The sequence below is a fragment of the Bradyrhizobium sp. Leo78 genome (assembly GCF_059512425.1).
In genome coordinates this window covers 209071-225025 of sequence record NZ_JCAMOT010000009.1, presented here as the reverse complement: position 1 = coordinate 225025, position 15955 = coordinate 209071, and the positions used below count along the sequence as shown (strand labels likewise).

Sequence of the window (15955 nt, the reverse complement as noted above, 5' to 3'; positions counted from 1 at the left end):
AACGAACTGCGCGAGCAGAGTTCGACGGAAGGACTTAGCTTCGACCAACCCGCCGTCATTCCTGACCAAGCCGTTGTAAATCAAGTTTATTTCAGGCGAGGCTTTGGCCGAGGGCCGCATGCGGGCGTCTTTCGCAGGGCCGGATACGCTCCAGGGGCAGGTGCCTTCCGCAGAGGCGCGTACGCTCCGGGAGCGGGCGCGTTCCGCAGAGGGGGCTTTGTTCGGGGATACTAGCTAATCGCAATTTTTTCAGGCGCATACCGGCATCGGCATGTTGTTTGACGATTCAAATCCTGTCGCCTTCCAGGATCAGCCGATCACGCAGTTGCTGGTCAAGGTGGCAGCGCGATGCAACATCGACTGCTCCTATTGCTACTGGTTTCGCGACGCGGCCGTCTACGACAAGCCCAAGCTGATGAGCACCGGCGTGCTACGTCAATTGTTGCAGCGCATCGAAGAACACGTCGCGCGATACTCCCTCGTCGATTTTCCCATCGTTCTGCACGGCGGCGAGCCCTTGCTCTGGGGTGTCGAGAATTTCCACCGTTTTGCCGAGGGCTGCGAGCGCATTTCATCGCGAACCGGCTGCGACATTCCCATCGCGGTCACGACCAATGGCGTGTTGATCGATGATCAATGGCTGGACTGCTTCGAGACACGCAACATTTCGGTTGCGATCAGTCTCGATGGACCGGCACATATTCACGACCTCCACCGTCGGACATTTCAGGGGACGGGCACCCACGCTGCGGTGGAGCGCGCCGCCCGCATGCTGGTCTCGCGCGACATTTGCGTAAGCGCCCTGGCTGTCTGCAATCCCGCGTACCCGCCGGAGCAGTATGTCGCGTTTTTCACCGCGTGCGGAATTGCGAACTACGACATCATGATCCCCGATGCGACGGTTGACGAGAAGCCGGCGTCCATTGCGTCGTTCTACAACGGACTGTTCGACTTGTGGCTGACGGCAAATCGCACGGCGCCGACCGCCAATATCCGCATCGTTTCCGACATGATCACTGCCCTGCTGGGCAACAATTCGCCGACCGAAGGCGTCGGCCACAAGCCGATCGAGCTTTGCACCGTGATGACTGATGGCACCGTGGAGGCCCACGATGTGCTGCGCATCGCGGGCGACGGCTTCACGCGGACCAGGTTCAACATCTTCGATCATGCGATCGACGAGGTCAGGAACGAACCGCGCTGGAAAGCGGCGCGCGACGCCTCAATCAATCTTTGCGAGAAATGCCGGCAGTGCAAGTTCATGAATGCTTGCGGAGGGGGGTATCTTCCGCATCGTTTTTCCAAGGCGAATGGTTACGACAATCCGTCGGTATATTGCGACGATCTCTATTCGATGTTCGAGAACATGCAATCCGTCCTGGAGGGCCATCTTTATGTCAGCAAGCCAGGCGGGGAACGTGTCAACGTGCGCGAAGCGTTGACACGCGCTTAGCGGCTGGATGGCGAAGGCGACCGGGAGTTCGAGTCTCGAGCGCTGGATCATGCTCAAACAAAGAGATGAGAACATGATCCGAATCCGCCTAATCGGGTCATGGTCTAATGCGCCTCGTTATGCGGCGAGACATTCCGCTTTGCAGCCGGCGGGTGGGGCGCGGGGCGCGACGCTGGATGCGACGCGGCGGCAACTCGATGTGGCGCTGGAGCAGCGGATGGATGCTGGGGCGGCTTCGGGGCCGCGGCAACGGCGCCGGGTTTTGGCGCCAGTGGGGCGGCGACCGGTTTCGCTGCGACATTTGCCGGCTTCGCTGCGGCATTCAGAGGCTTTGCTTCCGGTCTGACCGCCGCATTCGGCGGCTTGGGCAGCGCTCCGTTGGTCGGCGCAGCATGCTCCGAGCCAACAGATGCCTTGTTTTCAAGTGACTTGTTCGCGGCGGGAGGATCGTTCGCAACAGGCTTATTGCCGGGTGGGGTGGCCGCAAGAGGCTTGCTCTCGAGCGGCTTGTTGGCGACCGCATTGTTCGCAGGCGCTTTGGGAGCGACCGGCTGCGGCAGCGGCGCGGGTCCCGGCTTGGCTTCCCGTGCGGCGACAACACCCTTGCCGGTGAACTCGCCTGGCTTGGCTGTCGCTGCGATTGCCGGGCGACCGTGGTTCTCGGAGGCGAGCAGCGCTCTGTTCGTGCTCGCCAGGTGCTGCTGCTGGATCTGCGCGGGCGCAGGAGCAACGTGGTGATCCTGCGCAGCCACTTGCTCTTGCGCCGTCGGCTGAGACGTGATGCCACCACTGCCGCCGTTGAAACTGACACGCGTGATGTTGTTGTTGATCACGGTCTTACTATAGACGTTGGTGACGTTGACACTGCCGAAATTATTGATGGTGCGGTTGTAGGCCAACACGCCATTGTCCCAGTGGCCGCCTTCATAGCCGACGCCGCCATAGCCGAAACCATAGTTGACGCCACCGTAGAAGCCGACACGCGGCCCCCAATAACCGGTGTTCCACGCGTAAACACCGTCACGCCATGCCCAGTAACCGGGTGTCCACAACAGGCCGACGGCCGGCGGCTCCACCCAGGTGCCCGGAACCCAGTAATAACCGTCCGTGCTGTAAGCCCAATAGCCGGGCGTCCAAATGTACCCAGGGGCTGGAAGCGGCGGTTGCTCATAGACCGGAAGCTCCGGTGGGGCGATCGTAATGCTTATGATTTGGGCTTGGGTGACGGGGGAAATGATCAGCGCGGCAAGGAGCCCGATGATGAATAGAAAGCGTCGCATGCTTGTTCCTTCCACATGAGCAGCTCCCCGCGAGTCGGAACGATGTTGAGCGAATGACGCAATATTATGGCGCACTGGTCTAGTGCAGCAGGCGCTGCTGGATGATGTAGGCGGCGGCGCTGAGCAATCCCAGCGCAATGACGATGATATCCTGGCGCCCGATCTCGCAGGTCCGCTCTCACGTCCGGAAACTCGCTCGCGCGAGTTTCTACCGCCGCTTGTGACCCATAGCGATCAAAGGAAGTCGGCGATAAAGATGTTTGCGTGAAACTAGAGCGTCGAAGTGAGGCCTATGGTTTTCTGGACAGGCTAAGTAGACCGACCCATACGGATTGGGGGACGTCGCGCTTTGACCCGAAGCCGCTGTTAACCAAAGAGCGGAGCGTGTCCGCTCGGCCCGGCAATTCAGACTTCGACTCGTTCCGCAATGTGACGTGCGTCGTCCACGTCGCCAAATTGATATCGAGCGTCACTCCCAATTTTTATGTTGCCGAACAAGAGTTCGGCGTTAACCACCGCTAACGGTTCCAGCCTGAGCGAAATCGCTTCGAAGTTTCTTAAATTTTGCTGGGTACCTCTTCCGGGCATGGTGACTGGGGGAAAGATATGAGTAAGCGGGCCAAACGTGGAAAGGCAGAAGCGCTCGCACTACCAATGGCCGCGAGAGTTGCAGTTGGCGCCGTGGCCGTGGCCGCATTGGGATACAGCTTGCTGTCTCGCCCGACGAGCGTGCAACCGATACGGAAGCCGTCCGCTCCCCAAGCCCTGGCATCGTCAACTCCGGTTCACGTGTTAACTCCAGTTCATGCATCAGCGCCAGCTCCGGCTCCGATTTCGGTCCCGGCGCCTCTGGTCGAACCACCAAAAGCTGCTGACGGTCCCGGAGCATTTGTTCGGCAGGTAGTTGACTACGCGAGCCACCAGACGCCGGGCACCGTGATCATCGATACCAAGAACACATTCCTGTATTTCGTTCTGAGCGACACGCAAGCGTTGCGCTACGGCATCGGTGTTGGCCGCGAAGGTTTCACGTGGTCAGGCGAGCAGACTGTGGCCCGTAAGACGGAATGGCCGGATTGGCGTCCGCCGGCAGAGATGCTTGTGCGTCAGCCTTATCTGCCGCGGTTTATGGCAGGCGGTCCCGGCAACCCGCTCGGCGCTCGGGCGATGTATCTGGGCGAGACCGAATATAGAATTCACGGCACCAACAAGCCCGATACGATCGGGAAGCGGGTTTCGTCCGGCTGTATCCGGCTGACCAATGAGGACGTCGTGGACCTTTATGAGCGGGTGAAAGTCGGAGCGAAAGTGATCGTGCTTCCGGCAACCGCTGCCCGTCGACCATCCCAGGGAGCGCCGCCCGACGCCGCTTTCCGATCGCCGGACCCGGCATCGCCGTCGAACCGGCCCTCGGTAACCAACGCGCAGATGCTGTCATCTGAACCGAAGATCGCCGAGGTCCAGTAACTCAGTCCTCCGTCCTCGGTCTGCAACTGAGGACAAGGAGGCAATTCAAGTCGTCGCTTTTAAGTGAGTGTCTGGTCCTGAGCGGCAGTTCTGGAATGTCTGCTATCACGCCGCTATGGGCGGTTGAGCAGACGTAAACCAAGCCAAGCGACTTATGAATCCAAGTGTCGTAGCCCGGGTGAAGCGCTAGCTAGTGCAGCAGGCGGTACTGGATGATGTAGGCGGCGGCGCCGGCGAAATAGCCGAGCAAGGCAAGGCCGCTGATGCGGCGGACGTACCAGAAGAAGTGGATCTTCTCCAAGCCCATCGCGGCGACGCCTGCCGCCGAGCCGATGATCAGGATCGATCCGCCGGTGCCGGCGCAGTAAGCGATGAACTCCCACAGGAAGCTGTCGGCGGGATGCTGCGTCAGGCTGTACATGCCCATCGTCGCCGCCACCAGTGGCGCGTTGTCGATGACGGCGCTGAGAAGCCCGAGCGCGATGACGATGATGTCCTGGCGCCCGATGGTCGCATCCAGCCACCTGGCCAGTATTTCCAGAACATGGGTGTGCTCGAGCGCTGCGACCGACAGCAAGATCCCGACGAAGAAGACGATCGAGCCCATGTCGATCCGCGTCAGCGCGTGGAGGAGGGTGAGATGCTCCTTTTCGTCTTGCTCCTTGTGTCGATGGATCAATTCGCCAACCGTCCAGAGGATGCCCAGTCCAAAAAGGATTCCCATGAACGGCGGCAGGTGCGTCACGGCCTTGAAGGCGGGCACCGCGATCAGGATGCCGAGGCCGAGGTAGAACATCACGTTGCGCTCGAAGACGCTGGTCTCGGGCGTCTCACGCTCTACCTCTGCGAGCGCTGGAATTTCCTTGCCCCGCAAGAAATAGCAGACGACGAGGAGGGGGACGATCAAGTTGATCAGCGAAGCGAGGAAGACCCCCTTGATGATCGCGAGCGGCGTGATCTGTCCGCCGATCCACAGCATCGTGGTCGTCACGTCGCCGATCGGCGACCATGCGCCGCCTGCGTTGGCCGCGATCACGATCATGGAGGCGAAGAACAGGCGATCGTCTGCATCGTCGAGCAGCTTCCGCATCAGCGATATCATCACGATCGTGGTCGTCAGATTGTCCAGGATCGCACTCAGGAAAAAGGTTACGAAGCCGACCAGCCACATCAGGGTGACTTGCTTCCTGGTGCGGATCAGCGAGGTGATGACTTCAAAGCCGTTATGGGCATCGATCACCTCGACGATCGTCATGGCGCCGAGCAGGAAGAAGACGATCTGCGCGGTCGTGGAGACGGATTCGTTGAGCTGCTTGTCGATCAGGGCCGCGTCGCCGCTCGCGACGGCGTACACCGTCCAGAGCAGTCCGGCGCCCAGCAATGCGGAGGCTGACTTGTTGATCCCGATCGGGTGTTCCAGCGCGATCGCGGCGTAGGCGACGACAAAGATCGCGACGATTGCGGCCAACAAGACCTGATCCCCCCAAGCCCGTCCATACCGATCCCGATCGGCAGCCGTCCAGCAGCTTCGCCGTGGCTATTTGCCCGCGCACCCTCCGGAGGAAGGGCACGGCCAGATCAGTTCGCCAGTTCAATTCTTGGGCTGACCAAAATCGAGCGGCGGCAGGTCGATCTGCGGCACCTCGATTTTCACCTTGGTCAGGTCGACGTCGAGCGGCTTGTCGAGCAGGGCCGTCACCGTGATCGGGAAGGCGATCACCAGCGCGACCATGATCGCCTGCAGTCCGATCCAGGGCATCGCGCCCCAATAGATGTCGGAGCTCTTCACTTCCTTCGGCGCCACGCCGCGCAGATAGAACAGCGCGAAGCCGAACGGCGGATGCAGGAACGACGTCTGCATGTTCACGCAGAGCATGACGCCGAACCAGATCAGGGCGGCATCGGGGCCGACGACCGGCGCCAGGATCTTCTGCGCGATCGGCGCGATCATTGGCAGGATGATGAAGGCGATCTCGAAGAAGTCGAGGAAGAAGGCCAGGAAGAAGATGAAGAGGTTGATGAAGATCAGGAAGCCCCAGACGCCGCCGGGCAGCGAGGTCAGATGGTGCTCGAGCCAGACGCCGCCGGAGACGCCGAGGAACACGACCGAGAAGCAGGTCGAGCCGATCAGGATGAAGGTGACCATGCAGGTGATGCGCATGGTGGTCTCATAGCCCTGCTTGATCAGGTCGCGCAGGTCGGGAATGCGCACCGCCTCGAGGCAGATCCAGACCACCGCAAGGTAGGTGATGGCGAACATGATCTTGAAGATCAGGTTCTCGCTGTAGAGGATCGCGACGATGGTGCCGATGCCTGCGGCGATGACGCCGGCGATCATCACCTTGTGGCCGGTCGAGCTGAAATCCTTGTGGTGGATCGCGGCGAGCACGATGGCGCCGACCGCGCCCATGGCGCCGGCTTCGGTCGGGGTCGCAAGGCCCATCATCATGGTGCCGAGCACGACGAAGATCAGCACCGCGGATGGGATGATGCCGAGCAGGCATTTCTTCCATAGCGCCCAGCCGGTCAGCGTGCGCGCTTCCTTTGGCACCGCCGGCACGTGGCTCGGCTTGATGATGCCCAGCACGAAGGTGTAGCCGGCGAACAGGAGGATCTGGAAGATCGACGGCCCCCAGGCGCCGAGATACATGTCGCCGACCGATTTGCCGAGCTGGTCGGCGAGCACGATCAGGACCAGCGACGGCGGCACCAGTTGGGTGATGGTGCCGGAGGCCGCCAGCACGCCGGTGATGTAGCGTATGTTGTAGCCATAGCGGATCATCACCGGCATCGAGATCAGCGCCATCGCGATCACCTGCGCCGCCACCGTGCCGGTGATCGCGCCCAGGATGAAGCCGACGATGATGACGGAATAGCCGAGGCCGCCGCGGATCGGGCCGAACAACTGGCCCATCGAATCCAGCATGTCCTCCGCAAGCCCGCACCGTTCCAGGATCGCGCCCATGAAGGTGAAGAAGGGGATCGCGAGCAGCAGCTCATTGGACAGCACGCTGCCGAAGATGCGGCCGGGGATCGCCTGCAGGAAGTTGAGGTCGAAGAAGCCGAGATAGATCGAGAGGAATCCGAACGAAAGCCCGACTGCGGCCAGCGTGAACGCCACGGGGTAGCCGATCAGCATGGCTATGATCATGCCACCGAACATCAGTGGCGGCATCATCTCCAGCGTAATCATTGGGTCGGCCTCTCGTACTTCGCGTCGATCGTCACATAGCCCTGCAGCGCCGCGATGCGCTTGATCACCTCCGAGACGCCTTGCAACGCCAGCATCACGAAACCCGCCGGAATGACGAACTTGATTGGCCAGCGGACCAGGCCGCCGGCATTGCTTGAGATCTCGCCGACCGCATAGGACTGGTAGAAGAACGGCCAGGACAGATAAGCGAGCAGCAGGCAGGCCGGGATCAGGAAGAACAGCGTGCCGATCAGGTCGAGCCAGAGCTGGCCGCGTTCGGACAGCATGAGATAGAAGATCTCGACCCGGACATGCTCATTGCGCTTGAAGGTGTAGGACGCGCCGAACATCACGAGGACGGCGAACATGTACCACTGCGCTTCAAGCCAGCCGTTCGAGCTATAGGAAAAGGCGTAGCGGATCATCGCATTGCCCGCGCTGACGAGACAGGCAATCAGCACCAGGAGGTTGCAGATATAGCCGATCTTCTCATTGAGCCGGTCGATGGCTGTACTCAATCCCATCAAAGGGCGCATTATGGTCTCCGCGGCCGCGCCAAACGCGCGCCGTTTGTGTCAACGAGCATCGCTACGCCACTGCGCCAACGCGCGCGGTGCCAAAGCTCACCTCTACGAGCGATTGCAATGCCAGTCCTCCCCATCGGTGTGCTTCTGCCGTCTTGGCTGCACCGGGTAGGGCAGCGGCCTGTCCGGCCGAGCTGGCGTGAAAGCTGCCGCACCATTTCAGCGTGGGGTGATAAGGTCAATTGGAAAATGGGCAAATTGACGCGGCCCCAAGCCGCTGCATGGGCTTGGTGAAGCCCGGTCCGATCGGCCGTTTTCGAGAGGGCTGGCTGGGCCAAGGCGGGCGGCCCTCAGCCGCCGGTGACGCTCATATGCCGGCTGACGCTGGGGCGGTTGTGGCGGCGATCGATGATGAAATCGTGCCCCTTCGGCTTCAACCCGATGGCGCGGTCGATCGCGGCGGACAAGAGCTCGTTGTCTGCCGACGCGCGCAGCGGTTTGCGCAAATCGGAGGCATCCTCGTGGCCCAGGCAGGTGTGCAGCGTGCCGGTGCAGGTGATGCGCACGCGGTTGCAGGATTCGCAGAAATTGTGGGTCATCGGCGTGATGAAGCCGAGCTTGCCGCCGGTCTCGCTGACACGGACATAGCGGGCAGGGCCGCCGGTGCTCTCTTCGAGATCGGTCAGCGTGAATTGCTTTTCCAGCCGCGCGCGGAGAAGCGACAGCGGCACATACTGATCGATACGGCCGGCGCCGATGTCGCCCATCGGCATCACCTCGATCAAGGTCAGCGCCATGCCCTTGCCGTGCGCCCACTCCATCAGCGAGGGGATCTCGTCCTCGTTCATGTTCTTGAGCGCCACAGCGTTGATCTTGACCGCAAGCCCCGCGGCCCGTGCCGCCTCGATCCCGGCCAGGACCTTGTCGATGTCGCCCCAGCGCGTGATCGCGCGGAACTTGTCGGCATCGAGCGTGTCGAGGGAGACGTTGATACGGCGCACGCCGCAATCGGCGAGTTCGCCGGCGAAGCGCGCGAGCTGTGAGCCGTTGGTGGTCAGTGTCAACTCATCGAGCGCGCCGCTGGCAAGATGCCGCGACAGCGAGCGCACCAGCGTCATCACGTTGCGCCGCACCAGGGGCTCCCCGCCGGTCAGGCGGAGCTTGCGCACGCCCTTGGCGATGAAGGCCGAGCACAGCCGGTCGAGCTCTTCCAGCGTCAGGAGATCGGCTTTCGGAAGAAAGGTCATGTCTTCCGACATGCAGTAGAAGCAGCGCAGGTCACAGCGGTCGGTGACGGAGACGCGCAGGTAGCGGATCGTCCGGCCGAACGGATCGGTCATCGGACGGAACAGGGATTCGGAGGGGGGAAGCGAAATCGCGCTCATTCACACGCCTTGCCAACGCCTTGCTCGACGGAGCCGGACGAAAGGGAAGTGGCTCCGCGAGCACAATCTAGGCAGCTTGTTACCGTCCGACAATGCGCGCCGTCAAATAGTGCAGTGCGAACGTGTAATTTAGAGCGTTTTCGAGCGAAGTGGACGCCGGTTCGCATAGCAATCAAGTTTACGCAGATTGCGTAGACTTATCTGCGCAGAAAACGCGTCAAAACAAGAATCTGGAGCTTCGGTTCTGATTCAATCAGAATCGAATATGCTCTAGCGCTGCACCGGCGCGTTCGGATCCGGGAAAGGCGTACCGGCAGCGGTGGCCGGCTCGGCTGCGGGGGCTGCCGCAGCGGCGGCCGGCTTCGGCCGCTTCGGCCGTGGCTTGCGCGCCTTGGGCGGCGGAGCCGTGGGCTTCAGTTCCGCAACCACGGGATTTGGATCGACGACGGTCGATGCCGCAGTGGTGAGGTCGCCGGGGTTGCGGACCACCGTGACCGGAACCGTGGCCGATTCATACTTCGGCAGATTGAAGGTGACGGAGAAGCCACTGTCGGGCGCTGCCACCGAGACGGTGCAGGGCGTTTTGCAGCCCGGTCCGACCGAGGTCACCGCGTCCGCGCCCGGAGGCGTCGATTCGAGCTGAACCTGGACCGGCGCAGGCGCCGACTTGAACGAATCCCAAGAAAAAGACGAACAGCCCGCCAGGCTTGCCCCGGCGACGGCAATCGCGATGACACGACGCATGATTGATCCACCTAACTGTGGCTGAGAGCCACAATCCCCGGCCGGACCATAGGAGGGTGGGCACTGCGGCGCAACGGCGCAGGGCAAATTCGCTAAGCGATGGTTAATAAGGATGCGTGGCGTTGCAGAAAAGCAACGTTATCTCAGTAGGTTAAGAGATATTCACAGCCCTGGCGAGGCTGTCGACGGCCGCCGGCAGCTCCCGCATATGGCCGATCAGCCGATCCGGCTTCAATTCGGCAATAGGTATCTCGGTATAGCCGAATTCGACCCCGATCACCGGGATACCTGCCCGTCGGGCGACCCCGACATCCGGCCCGCCATCGCCGACCATGATTGCGGAGGATAGCTGTCCCTCCGCCCGCGCCACCGTTTGCCGGAGGATCGCGGGATCCGGTTTCGAGATTCCGAAGGTGTCCGCGCCGCAGATTGCAGCAAACCGGCCGCTTAGGCCGAGCTGATCGAGCAGGAGCTTTGACAGGAACTCGAGCTTGTTGGTGCAGACCGCAAAGCGGAACCCCTGCGCGGCGAGTTCGTCCAGGGCGGTTTCCAGGCCTTCGAACGGGCGCGATTCGTTGGCGATATGGGCGGCGTAATAGTCGATGAAATCCTTGGTCAGCCGGCTGACGTCGTCCGTGCTGATCTGGCGGCCCTCGACCTCGAGCGCGCGCTCGATCAATCTGCGTGCTCCGCCGCCGATCATGGTCCGCGCCGATTGTAGCGGCATCGGGGCCAAGCCCTCGCGGTCCAGCACGTAATTGAGCGCGCTGATCAGGTCGGGCGCGGTATCGACGAGGGTACCGTCGAGATCGAAAACGACAATGCCGGGAGAGTTCATCCTCCTTTGGCTATCGTTTCCGGCGCCGTCATGCAAGAGAAGAGGGCGGACTTCGCTGCGCATAGAGCATGATCCGGAAAAGTGGAGACCGGTTTTTCCCTCGCGACAAACGCGAAGCGTTTCCGCGGGAAGATCATGCTCAAACAAAAGATCCGAGGGAGGGCGTTCCATGCGTGAACTTGCCGGCAGAACAGCCTTTGTCACCGGCGGGGCCAGCGGCATCGGCCTTGCGCTTGGTCGTGCGTTCGCGGAGGCCGGCATGAAGGTGATGCTCGCCGACATCGAGGCGGACGCGCTCGAACGCGCCGTCAAAAGTCTGGCTGAGTTTGGCTCGAGCGTCAGAGGCACGCTCTGCGATGTCGCCGATCCCGCAAGCGTCGAGGACGCCGCCGGTGCCGCGTTCGATGCCTTCGGCAATGTCCACATTCTCTGCAACAATGCCGGCGTCGCCGCCGGCGGCGGCATTGACGCGATCTCGCTCGAGAGCTGGCGCTGGGTGATCGATGTCAACCTGATGGGCGTCGTGCATGGCATCGCAAGCTTCCTGCCGCACATGCGCAAGCACGGCGAGGGCGGGCACATCGTCAACACCGCCTCGATGGCGGGGATAAACGGCGGCCTCGGCTTCAGCCCTTACTCGGCGACGAAGTTCGCGGTCGTCAGCATGTCCGAGGGGCTGGCCCTGCGGCTCAAGCCGCTTGGCATCGGCGTCAGCGTGCTGTGCCCGAGCTTCGTGCGGACCCGGATCGGCGAGAGCGGACGCAACCGCCCTCCGCGCTACGGTCCGACGCCTGCACTCGATCCTGACAGCCCGGCGGCCGCTATGGTCGCGGAGATCGCGCGGCAGCTCGAGGCTGGCATCGATCCGGCCGACGTCGCCGCACGCGTCCTTGCCGCCATACGGGAGGATCGCCTCTATGTATTTACCCATCCCGGGATGCGGGCCGAGGTCGAGACTCGGTTTGGCGCGATCCTGGCCGCGATGGACGAGGTCTGAAAGTTAATCTTTCGGTAGAGGACGAAGCGTCGCGTCGCCGGAAGAAAGCGTGGAAAAACAGCGCGCTGGCGCCGGGTTCTGATCGAATATTAAAACTGCGTTGCGCGGCCGTATAAGGCGCTATTGGCGCTGTCCCTGCGCGCAAAAGGCGGCTAGATATGCGCCGCCGGAGCGGGGATGGGGCCGCTCCCAAGCCTTGACAACTGGTCCCGCGAACAAGTTCTGGGAAATCGTCGCACGTGGACATGGACGGATTGAAACGACAGGCCGCCGCGCGCGCCCTGCAAGAGGTGCGCGACGGCATGAAGCTCGGGCTCGGCACCGGGTCGACCGCCAAGCATTTCGTCGACCTGCTTGGCGAGAAGGTGCGCGGTGGCATGAAGGTCGTGGGCGTGCCGACCTCGGAGGCGACCCGCGCGCAGGCGGAAGCCTGCGGCATTGCGCTCGCCACACTGGACGAGATCGACCATCTCGATCTCACGGTCGACGGCGCCGACGAGGTCGATCCCGCGCTCAACCTGATCAAGGGCGGCGGTGGCGCGCTGCTCCGCGAGAAGATCGTGGCGGCCGCATCCGATCGCATGGTCGTGATCGCCGGTGAGAGCAAGTGGGTCGATCCGCTCGGCCGTTTCCCGCTGCCGATCGAGGTGATCCCGTTCGGCCTCGCGGCGACCAAGGCGGCGATCGCCAAGGCCTTTGCGGAGGCCGGCGTTGCCGGCCAGATGGTGCTGCGGACGGCCAAGGATGGCCACGTTTTTGTCACCGATGGCGGCCACTGGATTGTCGACGCCCATCTGGGACGGATAGGGGATGCGCCGCGCCTGGCGGGACTGCTGAGCGTGATCCCGGGCGTTGTCGAACACGGGTTGTTCATCGGTCTCGCCGGCACGGTCGTGCTGGCGGGCGCGCAGGGAATTCGCGTTGTTGAACGGCGCTGACGCCGTAAATTCTGGGAGAATTAGAATGACGAGCTTTGTACGGATTTTGTCGGCCACAGGCCTCGGATTGGCTGTGGCCCTGACCGCCGTATCGGTGAGCGCGCAGCAGAAGGCGCCGGCTCCCGCGGCGGCGCCCACGCTGAAGGAAGGCTCGCCGGCGGCGATCGCGGCGGCCAAGGAAATCCTCAAGATGAAGAACGCGAGCGCGATGTACGCCAACGCCGTTCCCAACATCGTGCTGCAGACCAAGGAAAGCCTGCTGCAGTCCAACCTCAACTACCAGAAGGACCTCAACGAGGTCGCCACCATCGTCGCCAAGAACCTGGCCGGCCGCGAGCAGGAGATCGGCGATGGCATGGCCAAGGTCTATGCCAACGAATTCACCGAGCAGGAACTGAAGGACCTCGTCACCTTCTACAAGTCGCCGCTGGGCCAGAAGCTGCTCGCCAGCGAGCCCCGGGCAATCCAGTTTTCGATGTCCTATATGAACCAGTGGGCGCAGCAGTTCGCCGAGACTGTGAACGCCCAGTTCCGGGCCGAGATGCGCAAGCGCGGCAAGGAGATCTAATTCTCTGGAGTAGGACATAGAGCGCCATGGCTGAATACGACGTCGATCTGTTCGTCATCGGGGGCGGTTCGGGCGGGGTTCGCGCCGCCCGTATCGCCGCCGGCCATGGTGCCAAGGTCATGGTCGCTGAAGAGTACCGGATGGGCGGTACCTGCGTGATCCGCGGCTGCGTGCCGAAAAAGCTGTTCGTGATCGGCTCGCACGTCCAGCAGGAGATCGAGGATGCCGCCGGCTTCGGCTGGACCATCCCGCAAGCCTCGTTCGACTGGCCGACGCTCGTGGCCAACAAGGACAAGGAAATTGCGCGGCTAGAGGCGGCCTATACCACCAATGTCGAAAAATCCGGCGCGCATATCGTCAAGACGCGGGCCGTCTTCGAGGACGCGCACACGCTGCGTCTTGCGACCGGCGAGACGGTCAAGGCCAAGTACGTGCTGATCGCGACCGGCGGCGCGCCCAACCATGGGGCGGTAATCCCCGGCCTCGAGCACGTGATCTCGTCCAACGAGGCGTTTCACTTGCCCGAGTTGCCGCGGCGCATCGTGATCCAGGGCGGCGGCTACATCGCGCTGGAATTCGCCGGCATCTTCGCCGGCTTTGGCTCGGACGTCACCGTGATCTACCGCGGCGACAACATCCTGCGCGGCTTCGACAAGGACGTCCGAGAGCATGTGCGCGACGAGATGGAGAAGCGCGGCATCACCATCCTGACCGGCTGCACCGTTACCAAGGTCGATCGTCACGGCAAGGAATTCACCACGCATCTGTCCAACGGCTCGAGCCTCGCCTCCGAAAAGGTGATGTTTGCGATCGGCCGGCATCCTAACGTCGCCAATCTCGGCCTGGAAAAGGCGGGCGTCGCCATCAACGCGGACAATGGCGGCATCGCGGTCGATGCCTGGTCGAAAAGCTCGGTGCCGAACATCTACGCCATCGGCGACGTCACCCATCGCCACAACCTGACGCCGGTCGCGATCCGCGAGGGCCACGCCTTCGCCGACACCGTGTTCGGCAAGCGCCCGGTCCAGGTCGACCACGCCAGCATTCCGACCGCGGTGTTCTCGCAGCCGGAGGTCGGCACCGTGGGTCTGACGGAGGCCGAGGCGCGCGCGCAGTTCAGCCACGTCGACGTCTACAAGACCAGTTTCCGCCCCATCAAGGCGACGATGTCAGGCCGCGACACCCGCGTGCTGATGAAGCTCGTGGTCGACGGCGTAAGCGACCGCGTGCTTGGCTGTCACATCGTCGGCGATTGCGCCGCCGAGACCATCCAGGTGGTCGCGATCGCGGTGAAGATGAAAGCGACCAAGGCCGACTTCGACGCGACCTTCGCGCTACACCCCACCGCCGCCGAAGAACTCGTGACCATGCGCACGCCAAGCGCGCGATACGTCAGGCAGGCCGCGGAGTAGTACCCCGCTCGTCATTCCGGGGCGCGCGAAGCGCGAGCCCGGAATCCGTCTTGCCATTCGCGTCCGCGGTCCGATGGATTCCGGCCCTGCGTGCTGCGCACGCATCCCGGAATGACGAGGGCGGAGGGGCAACGCTCCCGTCTCACTGCACAAGACTGCGCACCGCCCACAGCCCTGCGAACACGGTGCGCAGCGGGGGCGATCCGGCCATGACACCGGAAACTTGAATGCCCATGCGACGCATTTTGCTTCCGCGGCGGCGCCTCCGCGCCAGCAAGCGCTCAAGAACCTTTCCGGAGTTCGGCGATTAGGCGAACGAGGTAGCCCCTCAAAACCTGCGGAGAGTTCCATGCAAGTCCAGGAAATGATCAGTCGGCACCCACGGGCCCATGGCGAGGGCGATGGCCTGCTCGTCCGCTGCATCGAGCAATGCTATTCCTGCGCCCAGATCTGCACGTCTTGCGCCGATGCCTGCCTCGCGGAGGAGATGGTCAAGTCGCTGACGCAATGCATCCGCCTGAACCTCGACTGCGCGGACGTCTGCAATATCACCGGCAGGATGGCCACCCGTCAGACGGGTTGGGACGACGAAATGATCCGCCGCATGCTGCACACTTGCACCGCGGCCTGCCGGCTTTGCGCCGACGAATGCCAGAAGCACGCAGGCGAGCACGAGCATTGCCGCATCTGCGCCGACGCCTGCCGCCGCTGCATGCAGGCCTGCGAAGAGGCCGGGCGCAGCATGGCGCATTGAGGGAACTGGCCGATGGCCATCTGTCGATCCGGCTATTCCGCGCCTTGCCGCCGGAACGAAGCGGCCGCTCTTGGCTTATGAGAACAGGAGTTTTGGTTTCGAGCAGAGCGGCGAGGAGCACATGCTCGCCCTGTCCATCATATGGAGCTGTCCAAACTGTCATCTGCCGCTGACGCACGTGGAGACAGTTTGGGACATGGAGAAAAGAGAGCGTATTCGGATATTCGAGTGTGGTCGCTGCACCGAATTGATCTGGGAGGATTCGTCGTGCGCGGTGGCCGCTTCACGCGCGAAGCGCTCGACTGTCCGTCAGCCTCACCACGTTAGGCGAAAGGCCACCTTGCGCCCATAGCGGGGAGAAATCTCACCTGCCAGGAGCATCGGCGGCGCTGCGGGGGCTCC

General features: G+C 62.6%; 14 protein-coding genes. 7 read left to right on the top strand and 7 right to left on the bottom strand.

Annotated features, from left to right (window positions below):
* The first annotated feature begins 271 nt into the window (after positions 1–271).
* Complete coding sequence (locus tag AC5ZG1_RS14820; RefSeq protein ID WP_496133285.1) at positions 272–1453, top strand: radical SAM protein; 1182 nt, start codon at positions 272–274, stop codon at positions 1451–1453.
* Between the two features lie 104 nt (positions 1454–1557).
* Here AC5ZG1_RS14820 and AC5ZG1_RS14815 read toward each other — a convergent pair whose 3' ends face one another.
* Positions 1558–2733, bottom strand: coding sequence for a YXWGXW repeat-containing protein (locus AC5ZG1_RS14815; RefSeq protein ID WP_496133284.1), 1176 nt, complete (start codon positions 2731–2733; stop codon positions 1558–1560).
* A gap of 606 nt (positions 2734–3339) precedes the next feature.
* Here AC5ZG1_RS14815 and AC5ZG1_RS14810 point away from each other — a divergent pair.
* Positions 3340–4200, top strand: a complete 861-nt coding sequence (locus tag AC5ZG1_RS14810) for a L,D-transpeptidase (RefSeq protein ID WP_496133283.1) — start codon at positions 3340–3342, stop codon at positions 4198–4200.
* A gap of 190 nt (positions 4201–4390) precedes the next feature.
* Here AC5ZG1_RS14810 and nhaD read toward each other — a convergent pair whose 3' ends face one another.
* The 6 genes from nhaD to gph all read right to left on the bottom strand — a co-directional run bounded on the left by nhaD (position 4391) and on the right by gph (position 10884).
* A complete protein-coding gene (gene nhaD / locus AC5ZG1_RS14805; RefSeq protein WP_496133282.1) occupies positions 4391–5671 on the bottom strand; it encodes a sodium:proton antiporter NhaD in 1281 nt (426 codons plus the stop codon).
* A 120-nt stretch (positions 5672–5791) separates the two neighbouring features.
* On the bottom strand, positions 5792–7393 hold the full coding sequence (locus AC5ZG1_RS14800) for a TRAP transporter large permease (RefSeq protein WP_130228072.1): 1602 nt from the start codon (positions 7391–7393) through the stop codon (positions 5792–5794).
* Positions 7390–7929, bottom strand: a complete 540-nt coding sequence (locus tag AC5ZG1_RS14795; protein WP_028166533.1) for a TRAP transporter small permease subunit — start codon at positions 7927–7929, stop codon at positions 7390–7392. Before AC5ZG1_RS14795 ends, AC5ZG1_RS14800 begins: the two co-directional genes overlap by 4 nt.
* Positions 7930–8267: 338 nt before the next feature.
* Positions 8268–9302, bottom strand: a complete 1035-nt coding sequence (moaA, locus tag AC5ZG1_RS14790) for a GTP 3',8-cyclase MoaA (RefSeq protein WP_496133281.1) — start codon at positions 9300–9302, stop codon at positions 8268–8270.
* A 270-nt stretch (positions 9303–9572) separates the two neighbouring features.
* A complete protein-coding gene (locus tag AC5ZG1_RS14785) occupies positions 9573–10046 on the bottom strand; it encodes a hypothetical protein (protein ID WP_130228071.1) in 474 nt (157 codons plus the stop codon).
* A 151-nt stretch (positions 10047–10197) separates the two neighbouring features.
* Complete coding sequence (gph, locus tag AC5ZG1_RS14780) at positions 10198–10884, bottom strand: phosphoglycolate phosphatase (RefSeq protein WP_208827413.1); 687 nt, start codon at positions 10882–10884, stop codon at positions 10198–10200.
* A 169-nt stretch (positions 10885–11053) separates the two neighbouring features.
* On the opposite strand from gph, the gene AC5ZG1_RS14775 reads away from it, so the two are divergent.
* From AC5ZG1_RS14775 to AC5ZG1_RS14755, 5 genes are all read left to right on the top strand, one after another.
* Positions 11054–11881: an SDR family NAD(P)-dependent oxidoreductase gene (locus tag AC5ZG1_RS14775; protein ID WP_496133280.1), complete on the top strand. Its 828-nt coding sequence runs from the start codon at positions 11054–11056 to the stop codon at positions 11879–11881.
* 245 nt (positions 11882–12126) lie between these two features.
* Entirely contained in the window at positions 12127–12819 is a 693-nt protein-coding gene (gene rpiA, locus AC5ZG1_RS14770; RefSeq protein WP_496133279.1) for a ribose-5-phosphate isomerase RpiA, read from the top strand.
* A gap of 25 nt (positions 12820–12844) precedes the next feature.
* On the top strand, positions 12845–13387 hold the full coding sequence (locus AC5ZG1_RS14765; protein ID WP_496133278.1) for a DUF2059 domain-containing protein: 543 nt from the start codon (positions 12845–12847) through the stop codon (positions 13385–13387).
* A 26-nt stretch (positions 13388–13413) separates the two neighbouring features.
* Positions 13414–14799 carry a glutathione-disulfide reductase gene (gene gor / locus AC5ZG1_RS14760; protein ID WP_496133277.1) on the top strand — a complete coding sequence of 462 codons (1386 nt, stop codon included), beginning with the start codon at positions 13414–13416 and terminating at the stop codon, positions 14797–14799.
* Between the two features lie 349 nt (positions 14800–15148).
* Positions 15149–15553, top strand: coding sequence for a four-helix bundle copper-binding protein (locus tag AC5ZG1_RS14755; RefSeq protein ID WP_496133276.1), 405 nt, complete (start codon positions 15149–15151; stop codon positions 15551–15553).
* The last annotated feature ends 402 nt before the right edge of the window (positions 15554–15955 follow it).